Here is a 15,547-nt window from a genome sequence, read left to right on the forward strand (position 1 = left end):
CCGTCCGCTCAGGCCTTCCGGAGGGCGCCGCGGACCGCGAGCGCCGCCATCGGCAGCAGCAGGCAGGCGGCGATCGCGTTGAGCGGCCCGTAGCCCGCCTGCGAGACGATCAGGCCCGCCGCGAGCCCGCCGACCCCGGCGGCCGTGTTCATGACGAAGTCGGAGAGGCCCTGGACGGCCGCCCGAGCGGCCTGCGGCACCGAGTCGGTGAGCAGCGCCGAGCCGGACACGAGACCGGCGGACCAGCCGAGGCCGAGGACGAAGAGGCCCAGGGCCGTCTGGCCGTGGCTCGGTCCTGCCGTGCCCGCGATGAGCGCGGCCACGGAGATGAGCCCGACGGCCAGCCCGATCACCGCCGTCCGGCCCAGCCGGTCGGACAGCCAGCCCATCAGGGGGGAGAAGGCGTACATGCCCGCGATGTGCCCGCTGATCACGAGACCGATCAGCTGGATGCCCGCGCCGTGGTGGGTCAGCGCCACCGGGGTCATCGACATGATCGAGACCATCGCCGTGTGCGAGGCGGCGACGGTGACCAGGGCGAGCCGGGCCTTCGGCGACTCCCGTACCGCCCGCATCCCGGCGCGCAGGGAGCGGCCCTCCGGCCGCTCGCCCGCCCCGGAGTCCGCGAGCGCGCGGGCGGTGAGGAGGGGGTCCGGGCGCAGGAGGAGCGCGACCACGGCCGCCGAGACGACGAAGACGCCGGCCGCCCAGACGAAGGGGCCCGCCGTCGCCGGGATGCCCAGGCCGGACACGCTCTCCCCGGCGGGTGCGGCGATGTTCGGCCCGAGCACCGCGCCGATCGTGGTCGCCCACACCACGGTGGAGATGGCCCGGGCCCTGCGGTCGGGCTCGGCGAGGTCGGCGGCGGCGAACCGGGCCGCCAGGTTGGCCGAGGATCCTGCGCCGAAGCCGACGAGCCCGACGAGGAGCAGCGGGAAGCTCTCGACGGCCGCGCCGAGCACCACCACGACGGCACCGACCGCCCCGAGCAGGTACGCGAGGACCAGCCCCGCCCGGCGTCCCCGCGAGGCCATCAGAGCGGCCAGCGGCATGGCGAGCAGCGCGGGACCGGCCACCGTCGCCGTGGAGGCGAGGCCGGACAGGGCCTCCGTGCCGCTGACGTCCTTCGCCAGGACGGCGGCGAGCGCGACGCCGATCGCGATGCCGAGCCCGCCGAGGATCTGGGTGGCGATGAGGACGGCCTGGATCCGCCGGCGCAGCGCGGGCAGCTCGGCGGCGGAGACGGGCGTGGATATCTCGTCGGGCAGGGTGACGTCAGGGGCGTCGGGGGTGTTGGTCACTTACGTGAGTGTGCCAGCCGTCCCATCCGATGGGAACGCCCCCTCGGCCCGCTCTCGGGGCCTCCCCTCGGAGCGGGCGTCAGAACAGCGGCGCCGGCAGCACGCCCTCCAAGGCCAGCAGCTGCCGCTTGGTCTCCAGGCCGCCCCCGAAGCCCCCGAGCCCGCCGTCGCTCTCCACCACACGGTGGCACGGCACCACCACCGGCAGCGGATTGGCGCCCATAGCCGCTCCGACCGCCTGCGCCGCGCCGGGCTGCCCCACGCGCCGCGCCAGCTCCCCGTACCCCACGACCGTGCCGTACGGGACGCCCGTCGCCAGCTCGCGCAGCACCTGCCGGTTGAAGCCGGTCGTCAGGCTCCAGTCCAGCGGCAGGTCGAACGCGCGCGGGTCGCCCGCGAAGTACGCGTCGAGGCTGCGTATCGCCTCGGCGAGCAGCCCCGAGGCGCTCTCCACCGGCTCCACCCCGAACCGCCCGGCCAGGCGGTCGAGCATCTCCACCCGCCGCGCCGCGTCGGCGTGGAACTCGACCCGCACCAGACCCCGCCCGGTCGCGGCGAGGAAGAGCGGGCCGATGTCGCTCTCCACGACCGTCCACTCCACCGCGACGGCCGGCTCCCCGCCCGTCGGCTCCGCTTCGATGTCCATGTCGCCCACGGTACGACCCGCCACTGACAGCCCGGGCGGGAACGGGCTCCGCCCGGTCACGAAGGGGGCGCCGGGCCGCCGCCCAGATCACGGACCGGTCTCGCTCCGGTCTCACGAGCAGAAATTCCCCGGTCACGTGGTCGTGAGGCCCCCGGCGCGCCATAATCTCGCCCCGGTAGTACTACCCAGCGGTACCGACTGTTTTCGGACGACGTGGCACCAGGGGTGGAGGGCATACGCTCATGCAGGGCACGGTCGACGGATTCAGCTACGGGCTCGTCACTCCGGTGGCCGCTTTCATCATGGCCTGCCTCGGCGGCGCCCTCGGACTGAGGTGCACCACCAGGTCGCTCCGCCACCGTGACAGCTTCAAGGCGGGGTGGCTCGCCCTCGGCGCCACCTCCATCGGCACCGGCATCTGGACGATGCACTTCATCGCCATGATGGGCTTCTCGGTCCAGCAGGCGCCCATCAACTACGACCGCCCCATCACCTTCGCCAGTCTGGGCGTCGCCGTCCTCATGGTCGGCATCGGGATCTTCATCGTCGGGTACCGCGGGGCGACCGCCCTCACCCTCGTCACCGGCGGCACGATCACCGGCCTCGGCGTCGCCACGATGCACTACCTCGGCATGGCCGGCATGCGCCTCCACGGCCGCATCGAGTACGACACGCTCACCGTCGCCCTCTCCGTGGTCATCGCCGTCGTGGCCGCCACGGCGGCCCTCTGGGCGGCCGTTTCCGTACATGGATTTCTGGCCAGTCTCGGCGCGAGCCTGGTGATGGGCGGAGCCGTCAGTGGTATGCACTACACCGCCATGGCGGCCGTCAGCGTCCACCTCCAGGGACCCCAGGCCCCCGGCGCCACCGGTGACACCGCGACCTCGCTCCTCCTGCCGATGCTGATCGGCCCCGCGGTCTTCCTGATCCTCGCCGCCGTGGTCGTCATGTTCGACCCGCTGCTCGTGATGGGCGACCCGGACTGGCAGCGGCCCGCCGCCCGGAGCGTGCACCGCCCCGGCGTCCCCGCGCCGCGCCACGTCCCGTCCTACGGCGAGCCCGCCAACTGGACGGCCCGCCCCGCGGGCCGCGCCGCCCGCAGGAGCGTCCCCCGCGGCGGACACCGCTCCCAGGACTGGTGACGGGACGCCCTCAGGGCGCCTTCGAGGCACCTGCGGGACAGCTCGGGAGGGGGCGGTGAGCCGATCACCGCCCGACTGTCAGTGCCGGGTCGTACGGTGGTTGCATGCGGCCCGTTTCCAAGATCGAACGTACGGTGGCGCCCTTCGAGGTCGTCAGCTCCTACCAGCCCAGCGGCGACCAGCCGACGGCCATCGCCGAGCTCGAGCGGCGCATCCGCGCGGGCGAGAAGGACGTCGTGCTCCTCGGCGCCACCGGCACCGGCAAGTCGGCCACCACCGCGTGGATGATCGAGAAGCTCCAGCGCCCCACCCTCGTGATGGCGCCGAACAAGACCCTGGCCGCCCAGCTGGCGAACGAGTTCCGCGAGCTCCTGCCGAACAACGCGGTCGAGTACTTCGTCTCGTACTACGACTACTACCAGCCCGAGGCGTACGTCCCCCAGTCGGACACGTACATCGAGAAGGACTCCTCCATCAACGAGGAGGTGGAGCGGCTCCGCCACTCCGCGACGAACTCCCTGCTCACCCGCAGGGACGTCATCGTGGTCGCCTCCGTCTCCTGCATCTACGGCCTCGGCACGCCCCAGGAGTACGTGGACCGGATGGTCCCGCTCAAGGTCGGCGAGGAAATGGACCGCGACCAGCTGCTCCGCCGCTTCGTCGACATCCAGTACACCCGCAACGACCTGGCGTTCACCCGCGGCACCTTCCGCGTCCGCGGCGACACCATCGAGATCTTCCCGGTGTACGAGGAGCTGGCCGTCCGCATCGAGATGTTCGGCGACGAGATCGAGGCCCTCTCCACCCTCCACCCGCTCACCGGCGAGGTCATCAGCGAGGACCGCGAGCTGTACGTCTTCCCCGCGAGCCACTACGTCGCGGGCCCCGAGCGCATGGAGCGCGCGGTGAACGACATCGAGCGCGAGCTGGAGACCCGCCTCGCCGAGCTCGACAAGCAGGGCAAGCACCTGGAGTCCCAGCGCCTGCGCATGCGCACCACGTACGACATCGAGATGATGCGGCAGATCGGCTCCTGCTCCGGCATCGAGAACTACTCGATGCACTTCGACGGCCGCGAACCGGGCTCCGCGCCGAACACCCTCCTCGACTACTTCCCCGAGGACTTCCTGCTCGTCATCGACGAGTCGCACGTGACCGTGCCGCAGATCGGTGCCATGTACGAGGGCGACGCCTCCCGCAAGCGGACCCTCGTCGACCACGGCTTCCGGCTCCCGTCCGCCCTCGACAACCGCCCGCTGAAGTGGGAGGAGTTCCAGAAGCGGATCGGCCAGACCGTCTACCTCTCGGCGACCCCCGGCACGTACGAACTCTCCCGGGGCGACGGCTTCGTCGAGCAGATCATCCGCCCCACCGGCCTCGTCGACCCCGAGGTCGTCGTGAAGCCGACCGAGGGCCAGATCGACGACCTCGTCCACGAGATCCGGCTGCGCACCGAGAAGGACGAGCGGGTCCTCGTCACCACCCTCACCAAGAAGATGGCCGAGGACCTCACCGACTACTTCCTGGAGCTCGGTATCCAGGTGCGGTACCTCCACAGCGACGTCGACACCCTGCGCCGCATCGAGCTGCTGCGCGAGCTGCGCGCCGGCGAGTACGACGTCCTCGTCGGCATCAACCTCCTCCGCGAGGGCCTCGACCTTCCCGAGGTCTCCCTCGTCGCCATCCTCGACGCCGACAAGCAGGGCTTCCTGCGCTCCGGGACCTCCCTCATCCAGACCATCGGCCGCGCCGCGCGAAACGTCTCGGGCCAGGTCCACATGTACGCGGACAGGATCACCCCGGCGATGGAGCAGGCCATCGACGAGACCAACCGGCGCCGCGAGAAGCAGGTCGCGTACAACACGGCGCACGGCATCGACCCGCAGCCGCTCCGCAAGAAGATCAACGACATCGTCGCGACCATCGCCCGCGAGGAGGTCGACACCGAGGAGCTCCTCGGCAGCGGCTACCGCCAGGGGAAGGAGGGGAAGGCCGCGAAGGCGCCCGTCCCCTCGCTCGCCGCGCACGGCACCAAGGCCCGGGGCAAGGGCGGCGCGTCCGGTTCCACGATGGAGCTCGGCGACCGGCCGGCCACCGAACTGGCCGCGATCATCGAGGAGATGACCGACCGGATGCGTGCCGCCGCCGCAGAGCTGCAGTTCGAGGTCGCGGCCCGGCTCCGTGACGAAGTGGGAGAGCTGAAGAAGGAGTTGCGCCAGATGAAGGAGGCGGGCATCGCCTGACGGGTGGCGGTCCGGTGTGTTGCAAGACCGACACAAATCCGGACCGCGGCTCTGCGGTGTCAGTCCCTCTGCGTAGGGTGCTGGACAACCGCACGCACCGGACAGCGGGCGCGGGGAACGCAACGAGAGGGGCAAGCGCGTGACGGTCAACATGACCAAGGGTCAGGCCATCAGCCTGGAGAAGCAGGGCGGGGGCAGCCTCAGCCAGGTGCGGATGGGGCTCGGCTGGCAGGCGGCACCGCGCCGCGGTCTCTTCGGCAAGCGCACCCAGGAGATCGACCTGGACGCCTCGGCCGTCCTCTTCGCCGACAAGCAGCCGGTCGACGTGGTCTTCTTCCGTCACCTGGTCAGCGACGACGGCTCGGTCAAGCACACCGGTGACAACCTCGTCGGCGGCGCGGGCCAGGGCGGGGACGACGAGGCGATCCTCGTCGACCTCCAGCGGGTCCCGGTCCACATCGACACGATCGTCTTCACCGTGAACTCGTTCACCGGTCAGACGTTCCAGGAGGTGCAGAACGCCTTCTGCCGGATCGTCGACGAGACGAACGGGCAGGAGCTCGCGCGCTACACCCTCGACGGCGGCGGCAACTACACCGCGCAGATCATGGCGAAGGTGCACCGGGTCGGCTCCGGCTGGCAGATGACCGCCCTGGGCAACCCGGCCAACGGCCGTACGTTCCAGGACCTGATGCCCGCGATCCTGCCGCACCTGTAGGCAGGCCCGCGCAGGACGCACCCACAGCTCCCGGAGGCACCAGGCCGCCGGGAGCTGTCCCGCACCACCGCACCACCGACACACCGCACCACCGCGCATCCGCACCACCGCACGATTCGTACCGGGAACCGCTGAGGGGACAGAGCCGATGACGGCCGAGCTGGTCCGGGGGCAGAACCACCCCCTGCCCGACACCCGACTGGAGATCACGGTGTCGGCCGGTCACCCGGTCGTCGCCGGAGCCGCCCTCGGCGACGAGCGGGGCAAGGTCCCGGGCGTGGAGTGGGTCGCCCACCCCGTCGCTCCCTCGCTCCCGGGCGTGGACGTCCCCCGGCAGGCCGCGGCCGACCAGCGCCTCGCCGTCGACCTGGCGGCGGTCCCGGACGCCGTCCACCGCGTCTCCGTCCTCCTGGCGCTGCCCGTGGGCACCGGCGGACCGGCCTCCTTCGGGAGGGCCGCCGCGCCGTACGTCGCCGTCACCGGCTCCGACGGCACCGAGATCGCCAGCTACACGATCACCGGGCTCGACAGCGAGTCCGCCGTCGTCGCCCTGGAGCTGTACCGCCGGCAGGGCGCCTGGAAGGTCCGCGCCATGGGCCAGGGATACGAGGGCGGTCTCGCCGCCCTCCTCGGCGACCAGGGCCTGGAGCGCCCCGCCGATCTGGCCGCGTCGATCCTGGAGACGGAGCGGGCACGCCACACGCCCGCCGCCCCGGTCCAGCCCCCGGCCCCCGTCCAGCCCCCGGTCCCGGTCCAGCCCCCTGCTCCGGAGCCCGCTCCCGCCGTTCCCCACTCCGCCCCGGCCACGCCGGGCACGGGCGGTCCGATCAGCTACACGCACCCCCGCCGCCGGGCCGCCGCGCCGGAGCCCGCACCGGCCCCGGCCCCGGCTGCATCGACCGCGCAGGCGCCGCAGGGCCCCTCCGTCCCCGTCGCCGGGGACGCGGCCGGCTGGTCGATGGACGAGCGCCTTTACAACCAGGTGTGGGGGATGTTCGAGGACCTGGCCCGTACCGCCGCGGCCTACCGCAGCGCCTGCGACTTCGCCGAGTCCCGGCTCGACCGGGAGCTCGACGAGACGCTCTCCGACTACCGCTCCCGGGTCGGGGGCGCGAACGACGCCGCCCGGTCGGCCGCCCGCGCCCGCCACGACGAGCTCGTCGAGCGGGCCCAGGAGGTCCTGGACCGGGACCTCGCCCAGCTCGCCGTCGAGTCCGAGGTCGTCGAACCGGCCCTGCCGCCCGCCTATGCCCGCTGGGACAACCCGGTGTGGCACGCCTACCGCCCCCCGGCGGAGGAGCCGATGGCCGTGCGCCTGGGCGACCTCCACCTGCCCGAGCGCACCGAACTGCGGATCCCCATGCTCGTCCGGCTCCCCATGGAGCGAGGGCTCTGGGTGGACAGCGGGCGCGGCCGCTCCGAGGCGGCCGGTCTCCTCGACGAGACCGAGCTCAAGCGGCTCGCCCTCGACAGCGCGGTCGCCCACACGGCCCGGCTGCTCGCCGTCCACCCGCCGGGCGGGTTCGTGGTCCACGTCGTCGACGCGGCCGGCGCCGGCGCCGCCGCGCTCGCGCCGCTCGTGGACACCGGTGTGCTCGCCGCCCCGCCCGCCCGGGGCGCGGCCGGGGTCTCGGCGGTCCTCGAGCAGCTCACCGAGCGGGTCGACCTTCTCCAGATGGCCCTGCGGAACGGCGCGGTCGACGCGCTGCCGCCCGGCCTGGACGCGGCCCGGCAGCTCCTGATCGTCCACGACTTCCCGCACGGCTTCGACGACCGGGCGGTCACCCGGCTCCGGTACCTCGCCGACGAGGGCCCCGGGGTCGGCGTCCATCTGCTGATGGTGGCCGACCGGGCGGACGCCGCCGCGTACGGACCCGTGCTCGATCCCCTCTGGCGGTCGCTGCTGCGGCTCACTCCCGTGCCCGACGACCACCTCGCCGATCCGTGGGTCGGTCACGCGTGGTCGTACGAGCCCCCGCTCCTTCCGCCGGGCAGCCGGATCCTCCGGCAGGTCCTCGCGCAGGTCGCGGACGCCCGTCCGGCAAAGCGGTCCTGACCTGGCCTCTTGGCGGCTCTTTACCCTGCCCTTTACCTTCTCTTGGTCTTTCGGGTAGTGTTCATGACGCGGAGGGGAGTACTCCCCGTGTGCGGCGTACCCGTCAATACGGACGGATCTTCATCGATCCGATCCCGGGGCGTCGGCCCGGCCGCGGCATGAGCCGCCCGGGTGGAAGAGACCTCCGGCAGCGACGACGCTGATCAAGTAGCCGTACGACGCCGGAGGCGCAGTGGACGTTTCAATGACCCTGTGGGTGCTGACCATTCTCGGTCTGGTCGCCCTCATCGGAGCCGACTTCTTCATCGGGCGGAAGCCCCATGACGTCTCGGTCAAGGAAGCCGGAATCTGGACGATCGTCTGGGTCGTGCTCGCCGTGCTCTTCGGCATCGGCCTGCTCGTGTTCGGCAACAGCCAGGCGGCCGGGGAATTCTTCGCCGGCTACGTCACCGAGAAGTCGCTCAGTGTCGACAACCTCTTCGTCTTCATCCTGATCATGGCGAAGTTCTCGGTCCCCTCCCACCTCCAGCAGCGCGTGCTGCTCGTGGGTGTGGTGATCGCCCTGGTCCTCCGCACGATCTTCATCGTCGCGGGCGCCGCGGTCATCGCGAACTTCTCGTGGGTCTTCTACATCTTCGGCGCGTTCCTGATCTACACCGCCTGGAAGCTCATCCAGGAGGCGCGCGCCGACGAGGAGGAAGAGGACTGGGAGGAGAACCGTCTCCTCAAGTCCGTCGAGAAGAAGTTCGGCGTCGCCGACAGGTACCACGGCACGAAGCTCTTCATCCGTGTCAACGGCAAGCGCGTCCTGACCCCGCTGATGGTCGTCATGATCGCCATCGGCACCACGGACATCCTCTTCGCCCTCGACTCCATCCCGGCGATCTTCGGCCTGACCCAGGACCCGTACATCGTCTTCACCGCCAACGCCTTCGCCCTCATGGGCCTGCGGCAGCTGTACTTCCTGATCGGCGGCCTGCTCAAGAAGCTGGTCCACCTCAGCTACGGCCTGTCGGTGATCCTCGGCTTCATCGGCGTGAAGCTCGTCCTGCACGCCCTGCACGAGTCCGGGGTGCACGTCCCGGAGATCTCCATCGGGTTCTCGCTGGCGGTCATCGGCGGCGTCCTGGTCGTCACCACGATCACCAGCCTCATCGCCTCGAAGAAGCAGGCGCAGCGAGAGGCCGCCGAGGGCGCGACCGGCCCCAAGGGCGTCGAGGACGCGGACGGCGTCGAGAAGGACAGCGTCGACGCCTGACGCGTCACAGACGGCGACGGCCGGCCAGGGGCACCCGCCCCCGGCCGGCCGTCGCCGTCTCCGCCTCCTCCTAGGCGGGAGCCGCCTCCACCGCCTCGGAGCGGGCCGGCAGGGTCTCCGGGAGGAGGGCGAAGCAGCCCAGGCTGATGAGGGCCACCACGGTCAGATAGGCCGCGACGCCCCAGGGCGGGCCCGAGCCGCCGTCCGAGAGGGTCGTGGCGACGATGGGCGTCAGGGCGCCGCCGAGGACGCCCGCGAGGTTGTAGCCGACGGCCGCGCCGGTGCAGCGGACGCGGGGCTCGTAGAGCTCCGGGAGGTACGCGGCGATCACCGCGAACATCGTGATGAAGGCCAGCAGCGAGCCCAGGAAGCCGAGGAACATCAGGAGCGGCTCCGCCGTGTGCAGCAGGGCCACCATCGGGAACATCCAGAGCGCGGAGGCCGCGCACCCCGCGAGGCACAGCGGGCGGCGGCCCCAGCGGTCGGCCAGCAGGGCCACGAAGGGAGTGGCGGCACCCTTGACCGCCACCGCGGCCATGACGCAGGTCAGCATGACCGTGCTGCTCACGCCGAGCCGCTCCGTGCCGTAGGCCAGGGCCCAGGTGGAGACCGTGTAGAACACCGCGTACCCGACGGCGAGCGCCCCGGCCGTCAGCAGTACGAGCCGCCAGTGGTCGCGCACGATCTCGGTCAGCGGGGCGCTCGCCCGGCGTCCCGACGCGGACAGCTCCTCGAACTGCGGGGTCTCCGCGAGCGAGGAGCGCAGCAGCAGCCCGGCCGCCGCGAGCACCCCCGCCGCCCAGAAGGGCACCCGCCAGCCCCAGGAGCGGAAATCCGCGTCGCTCAGGCCCGCCGTGAGCGCCAGCATCACCCCGTTCGCGAGGAGGAAGCCGACGGCCGGGCCGATCTGCGGGAAGCTCGCCCACAGGGCGCGCCGGTTCGCCGGCGCGTGCTCGGCCGTCAGCAGGACCGCGCCGCCCCACTCGCCGCCGAGGCCGAGGCCCTGGAGGAAGCGGAGGGTGAGCAGGAGCAGGGGTGCGGCGATGCCGATCGTCTCGTACGTGGGGACACAGCCGACCGCGACCGTGGCGCAGCCGGTCAGGAGCAGCGAGGCGAAGAGGACCGGCCGGCGGCCGTACCGGTCGCCGACGTGCCCGAAGAGGACCGAGCCGAGCGGGCGGGCGACGAAGCCGATGGCGAAGGTGCCGAAGGCGGCGAGGGTCCCGGCGAGCGGGGAGAAGGTCGGGAAGAAGAGCGGTCCGAGGACGAGCGCGGCGGCGGTCCCGTAGACGAAGAAGTCGAAGAACTCGATGGCGGTGCCGACGAGCGAGGCGGTGGCGAGCCGGACCATCGAGGGAGGAGCGGGCGGAGCCGGCGGAGCGGGTGGCGACGGAGGGTGACTGGTGCGCATGTGGCGCCAACTACCCTGCGGCCGTCCGGGTTACGGGGGCGTACGGAAGCGCGCGGCTGGTGAGCCGCGCGCCGGAGTACGACGGCGGGTCACCAGCCGCGCTCGCGCCACTCCGCGAGGTGCGGGCGCTCGTCACCGAGCGTGGTGTCCTTGCCGTGGCCGGGGTAGACCCAGGACTCGTCCGGCAGGACGGCGAAGAGCTTGGTCTCCACGTCGTGGATGAGGCTCCCGAAGGCCTCCGGGTCCTTCCAGGTGTTGCCCACCCCGCCGGGGAAGAGGCAGTCGCCGGTGAAGACGTGCGGGTGGCCGTGCGGGTCGTCGTAGACGAGGGCGATCGAGCCCGGGGTGTGCCCGACCAGTCTGCGGGCGGTCAGCTCGACCCGGCCCACGCGGACCGTGTCGCCGTCCTCGACGGGCACGTCGGTGGCGACCGGGATGCCCTCCACGTCGTACGCCCCCGCGTAGGTCCGGGCGCCGGTCGCCGCCACGACCTTCGCCAGGGCCTGCCAGTGGTCGCCGTGCCGGTGGGTGGTGACGACGGCCGAGATGCCGTCGTCACCGATCAGCGTGAGCAGCGTGTCGGCGTCGTTCGCCGCGTCGATCAGCAGCTGCTCGCCGGTCGCCCGGCAGCGCAGCAGGTACGCGTTGTTGTCCATCGGGCCGACCGCGACCTTCGAGATCATCAGGTCCGTCAGCTCGTGCACGTCCGCCGGTCCGCCGACCTTCACACTTCCGCTGTACGTCATGGGCTCAGCCTAGCTCCGCCCACCGACAACAGGCCTCGCTAGAGCGGCGGAAGCGCCGGGAGCGGGCCGCCCTCGGTCTTGAGGGCGGAGCCGTCGCGGCGGCCGGCGAGCCAGCCGAGGAGCTCGGCGGCCGGGCCGGTCACGGTCACCCCGCCGCCCCCGGCCGAGCCGGTGGTCCAGGTGCCCGTGCCCTCGGCGGCCACGATCCGGGTCGGCGGCACGGTCGCGTTGCCGGTGAAGCGCTCCGCGAGGAAGTCGATCTCCCGCTGGACGAACTCCTCGGGGAGGTCCTCCAGCTCGTAGCCGACGCCCAGGTCGACGTGGTGCAGGGCCACCTCGACCCAGCGGCGGAAGGGGATCCGGGAGGCGCTGTCCGTGACGCCGTTGCGGAGCTCGACGATGCGGCTCCAGTCGGCGGGCTCGGCGCCCACGGCCTGGAAGCCGTCGCCGCTCTCGCGCACGTCGGCGAGCTGGACGGCGAGCGGGCGGCCGGCGTCGCGCTCGATGTCGGCGTCGCGGGTCGCGCCGTCGGTGTACATGGGACGGCCCTGGAGGACGTTCACCAGAGCGTCGGCGTTCCGGGCGATGTGGGCCAGGACATGGCCGCGCGTCCAGCCCGGAAGCCGTGACGGCTCGGCCGTCGCCGCGTTGTCCCAGGAGGCGGCCGCGTCCAGCAGCCGGTCGGTCGCTGCCTTGACAGAGGCGAGATCACGTTCGTGGTCGATCATGGCGCCGACCCTAGCGCCGCCACTCGTTCGGGTGAAGCGGTCTCCACGGGGCCGGAAATCGAATGTGCGTGCTATACGCTCGACGGAAGCATCCGGCATCCTTGGTTGTTGGGTGTGTCAGGCACATCCGCTCTCTCAAGAAAGGTGCGGACCGGCGTGGCCGACCGTCTCATCGTTCGTGGCGCTCGCGAGCACAATCTCAAGAACGTCTCGCTCGACCTCCCGCGTGACTCCCTCATCGTCTTCACCGGGCTCTCGGGATCGGGCAAGTCCTCCCTCGCGTTCGACACGATCTTCGCCGAGGGGCAGCGCCGGTACGTCGAGTCGCTCTCCTCCTATGCCCGGCAGTTCCTCGGCCAGATGGACAAGCCGGACGTCGACTTCATCGAAGGTCTGTCGCCCGCCGTCTCCATCGACCAGAAGTCGACCTCGCGCAACCCGCGCTCGACGGTCGGCACCATCACCGAGGTCTACGACTACCTCCGCCTGCTCTTCGCCCGCATCGGCAAGCCGCACTGTCCCGAGTGCCGCCGGCCGATCTCCCGCCAGTCGCCGCAGGCCATCGTCGACAAGGTCCTGGAGCTCCCCGAGGGCAGCCGCTTCCAGGTCCTCTCGCCGCTCGTGCGCGAGCGGAAGGGCGAGTTCGTCGACCTCTTCGCCGACCTCCAGACCAAGGGCTACAGCCGCGCCCGGGTCGACGGCGAGACCGTACAGCTGAGCGAACCGCCGACGCTGAAGAAGCAGGAAAAGCACACGATCGAGGTAGTCGTCGACCGCCTCACCGTGAAGGACAGCGCCAAGCGCCGTCTCACCGACTCGGTCGAGACCGCGCTCGGACTCTCCGGCGGCATGGTCGTGCTCGACTTCGTCGACCTCCCCGAGGACGACCCCGAGCGCGAGCGGATGTACTCGGAGCACCTCTACTGCCCGTACGACGACCTCTCCTTCGAGGAGCTGGAGCCGCGCTCCTTCTCCTTCAACTCGCCCTTCGGCGCCTGCCCGGACTGCACCGGCATCGGCACGCGCATGGAGGTCGACCCCGAGCTGATCGTCCCGGACGAGGACAAGTCGCTCGACGAGGGCGCCATCCACCCCTGGTCGCACGGGCACACCAAGGAGTACTTCGGCCGGATGATCGACGGCCTCTCCCAGGCCCTCGGCTTCCGCACCGACATCCCCTTCGCCGGTCTTCCGCAGCGGGCCAAGAAGGCCCTCATGTACGGCCACAAGACCCAGATCGAGGTCCGCTACCGCAACCGCTACGGGCGGGAGCGCGCCTGGACCAGCCCCGCCTTCGAGGGTGCGGTCTCCTTCGTCAAGCGGCGGCACGGCGAGGCCGAGAGCGACTCCAGCCGCGAGCGCTTCGAGGGCTACATGCGCGAGGTGCCCTGCCCCACCTGCGAGGGCACCCGCCTCAAGCCGATCGTCCTCGCGGTCACGGTCATGGACCGGTCCATCGCCGAGGTCTCCGGGATGTCCATCAGCGACTGCGCCGAGTTCCTCTCCCGGCTCACCCTCAACGACCGCGACAAGAAGATCGCCGAGCGGGTCCTCAAGGAGGTCAACGAGCGGCTGCGCTTCCTCGTCGACGTCGGCCTCGACTACCTCTCCCTCAACCGGGCCGCCGGCACGCTCTCCGGCGGCGAGGCCCAGCGCATCCGGCTCGCCACCCAGATCGGCTCCGGCCTCGTCGGCGTGCTGTACGTGCTCGACGAGCCGTCCATCGGCCTGCACCAGCGCGACAACCACCGGCTCATCGAGACGCTGGTCCGGCTCCGGGACATGGGCAACACGCTCATCGTCGTCGAGCACGACGAGGACACCATCAAGGTCGCGGACTGGGTCGTCGACATCGGCCCCGGCGCCGGCGAGCACGGCGGCAAGGTCGTCCACTCCGGCACCATGAAGGAGCTCCTCGCCAACGAGGAGTCGATCACCGGGCAGTACCTGTCCGGCCGCAGGGCGATCCCCACCCCGGACATCCGCCGCCCGATCGACCCCGGGCGCCGGCTCACCGTGCACGGGGCCCGCGAGAACAACCTGCAGGACATCGACGTCTCCTTCCCGCTGGGCGTCCTCACGGCCGTCACGGGCGTCTCCGGCTCCGGCAAGTCGACCCTGGTCAACGACATCCTCTACACCCACCTGGCGCGCGAGCTGAACGGCGCCAAGTCGGTGCCCGGGCGCCACACGCGGGTGGACGGCGACGATCTCGTCGACAAGGTCGTGCACGTCGACCAGTCCCCGATCGGCCGCACCCCGCGGTCGAACCCGGCGACCTACACCGGCGTCTTCGACCACGTCCGCAAGCTCTTCGCCGAGACGATGGAGGCCAAGGTCCGGGGCTACCTGCCCGGCCGGTTCTCCTTCAACGTCAAGGGCGGCCGCTGCGAGAACTGCTCCGGCGACGGCACGATCAAGATCGAGATGAACTTCCTCCCGGACGTCTACGTCCCGTGCGAGGTCTGCCACGGCGACCGGTACAACCGGGAGACCCTGGAGGTCCACTACAAGGGCAAGTCCATCGCCGAGGTCCTGAACATGCCGATCGAGGAGGCCCTCGGCTTCTTCGAGGCCGTCCCGACGATCTCGCGCCACCTGCGCACGCTCAACGAGGTCGGCCTCGGGTACGTCCGCCTCGGGCAGTCCGCGCCGACGCTCTCCGGCGGCGAGGCCCAGCGCGTGAAGCTCGCCTCCGAGCTCCAGAAGCGCTCCACGGGCCGCACGGTCTACGTCCTGGACGAGCCGACCACGGGTCTGCACTTCGAGGACATCTCGAAGCTGATCAAGGTGCTGTCCGGCCTGGTCGACAAGGGCAACTCGGTGATCGTCATCGAGCACAACCTCGATGTCATCAAGACCGCGGACTGGCTCATCGACATGGGCCCCGAGGGCGGCAACGGCGGCGGCCTGGTCGTCGCCGAGGGCACGCCCGAGGAGGTCGCCTCGGTCCCGGCCAGCCACACCGGCAAGTTCCTCCGCGAGATCCTCGGCGCGGACCGGATCAGCGACGCGGGCGGGACCGTCCCGGCGGCGCGCGGGGCGAAGAAGGCGGCGGCGAAGAAGGCCCCCGCCAAGAAGACGGCCGCCAAGAAGGCCGTCGCCCCGGCGAAGAAGACCGCCGCCAAGACGGCGGCCACGAAGGCCACGGCCACCAAGGCCGCCGCCAAGAAGGCGACGACCCGGGCCCGCAAGGCCTGACGCGGAGGCGGGGCCCCATCCGGGGCCCCGCCCTCACGTCGCCGCCTCACGTCCCCGCCTCAGCCCGGGCCCGGGGGAAGGGCCGTCGAAGCCCGCC

At 71.6% G+C, this 15,547-nt stretch carries 11 protein-coding genes; 6 read left to right on the forward strand and 5 right to left on the reverse strand.

Annotated features, from left to right (window positions below; translation table 11 throughout):
- Positions 1-8: 8 nt before the first annotated feature.
- Both ASC82_RS12630 and ASC82_RS12635 read right to left on the reverse strand, forming a co-directional pair.
- Positions 9-1,301, reverse strand: coding sequence for an MFS transporter (locus ASC82_RS12630; protein ID WP_079039222.1), 1,293 nt, complete (start codon positions 1,299-1,301; stop codon positions 9-11).
- A 79-nt stretch (positions 1,302-1,380) separates the two neighbouring features.
- Positions 1,381-1,947, reverse strand: a complete 567-nt coding sequence (locus ASC82_RS12635; RefSeq protein WP_051494414.1) for a methylated-DNA--[protein]-cysteine S-methyltransferase — start codon at positions 1,945-1,947, stop codon at positions 1,381-1,383.
- A 242-nt stretch (positions 1,948-2,189) separates the two neighbouring features.
- Between ASC82_RS12635 and ASC82_RS12640 the strand changes: the two genes are divergently transcribed.
- The 5 genes from ASC82_RS12640 to ASC82_RS12660 all read left to right on the forward strand — a co-directional run bounded on the left by ASC82_RS12640 (position 2,190) and on the right by ASC82_RS12660 (position 9,364).
- Positions 2,190-3,089: an MHYT domain-containing protein gene (locus ASC82_RS12640; RefSeq protein ID WP_056645933.1), complete on the forward strand. Its 900-nt coding sequence runs from the start codon at positions 2,190-2,192 to the stop codon at positions 3,087-3,089.
- Between the two features lie 104 nt (positions 3,090-3,193).
- A complete protein-coding gene (gene uvrB, locus ASC82_RS12645; RefSeq protein ID WP_056645936.1) occupies positions 3,194-5,332 on the forward strand; it encodes an excinuclease ABC subunit UvrB in 2,139 nt (712 codons plus the stop codon).
- A 139-nt stretch (positions 5,333-5,471) separates the two neighbouring features.
- Positions 5,472-6,050: a TerD family protein gene (locus ASC82_RS12650; RefSeq protein WP_024759482.1), complete on the forward strand. Its 579-nt coding sequence runs from the start codon at positions 5,472-5,474 to the stop codon at positions 6,048-6,050.
- A 148-nt stretch (positions 6,051-6,198) separates the two neighbouring features.
- Complete coding sequence (locus ASC82_RS12655; RefSeq protein ID WP_056645939.1) at positions 6,199-8,106, forward strand: TerD family protein; 1,908 nt, start codon at positions 6,199-6,201, stop codon at positions 8,104-8,106.
- Between the two features lie 244 nt (positions 8,107-8,350).
- On the forward strand, positions 8,351-9,364 hold the full coding sequence (locus ASC82_RS12660; protein WP_242427642.1) for a TerC family protein: 1,014 nt from the start codon (positions 8,351-8,353) through the stop codon (positions 9,362-9,364).
- 70 nt (positions 9,365-9,434) lie between these two features.
- Here ASC82_RS12660 and ASC82_RS12665 read toward each other — a convergent pair whose 3' ends face one another.
- From ASC82_RS12665 to ASC82_RS12675, 3 genes are all read right to left on the reverse strand, one after another.
- Positions 9,435-10,715, reverse strand: coding sequence for an MFS transporter (locus tag ASC82_RS12665; protein ID WP_056645945.1), 1,281 nt, complete (start codon positions 10,713-10,715; stop codon positions 9,435-9,437).
- Between the two features lie 149 nt (positions 10,716-10,864).
- Positions 10,865-11,521: an MBL fold metallo-hydrolase gene (locus tag ASC82_RS12670; RefSeq protein WP_056645950.1), complete on the reverse strand. Its 657-nt coding sequence runs from the start codon at positions 11,519-11,521 to the stop codon at positions 10,865-10,867.
- Between the two features lie 38 nt (positions 11,522-11,559).
- Positions 11,560-12,249 carry a maleylpyruvate isomerase family mycothiol-dependent enzyme gene (locus ASC82_RS12675; RefSeq protein WP_056645953.1) on the reverse strand — a complete coding sequence of 230 codons (690 nt, stop codon included), beginning with the start codon at positions 12,247-12,249 and terminating at the stop codon, positions 11,560-11,562.
- A gap of 156 nt (positions 12,250-12,405) precedes the next feature.
- Here ASC82_RS12675 and uvrA point away from each other — a divergent pair, with 156 nt between their 5' ends.
- On the forward strand, positions 12,406-15,450 hold the full coding sequence (gene uvrA / locus ASC82_RS12680; RefSeq protein WP_056645956.1) for an excinuclease ABC subunit UvrA: 3,045 nt from the start codon (positions 12,406-12,408) through the stop codon (positions 15,448-15,450).
- Positions 15,451-15,547 lie beyond the last annotated feature (97 nt).

The organism is Streptomyces sp. Root431, assembly GCF_001426585.1.
Classification (GTDB): domain Bacteria; phylum Actinomycetota; class Actinomycetes; order Streptomycetales; family Streptomycetaceae; genus Streptomyces; species Streptomyces stackebrandtii.

Coding starts and splice junctions, on each gene's coding strand:
- ASC82_RS12635 (WP_051494414.1), bottom strand. CDS start 1,947: ATGGACATCGAAGCGGAGCCGACGGGCGGGGAGCCGGCCGTCGCGGTG.
- ASC82_RS12640 (WP_056645933.1), top strand. CDS start 2,190: ATGCAGGGCACGGTCGACGGATTCAGCTACGGGCTCGTCACTCCGGTG.
- uvrB (WP_056645936.1), top strand. CDS start 3,194: ATGCGGCCCGTTTCCAAGATCGAACGTACGGTGGCGCCCTTCGAGGTC.
- ASC82_RS12655 (WP_056645939.1), top strand. CDS start 6,199: ATGACGGCCGAGCTGGTCCGGGGGCAGAACCACCCCCTGCCCGACACC.
- ASC82_RS12660 (WP_242427642.1), top strand. CDS start 8,351: ATGACCCTGTGGGTGCTGACCATTCTCGGTCTGGTCGCCCTCATCGGA.
- ASC82_RS12665 (WP_056645945.1), bottom strand. CDS start 10,715: ATGGTCCGGCTCGCCACCGCCTCGCTCGTCGGCACCGCCATCGAGTTC.
- ASC82_RS12670 (WP_056645950.1), bottom strand. CDS start 11,521: ATGACGTACAGCGGAAGTGTGAAGGTCGGCGGACCGGCGGACGTGCAC.
- ASC82_RS12675 (WP_056645953.1), bottom strand. CDS start 12,249: ATGATCGACCACGAACGTGATCTCGCCTCTGTCAAGGCAGCGACCGAC.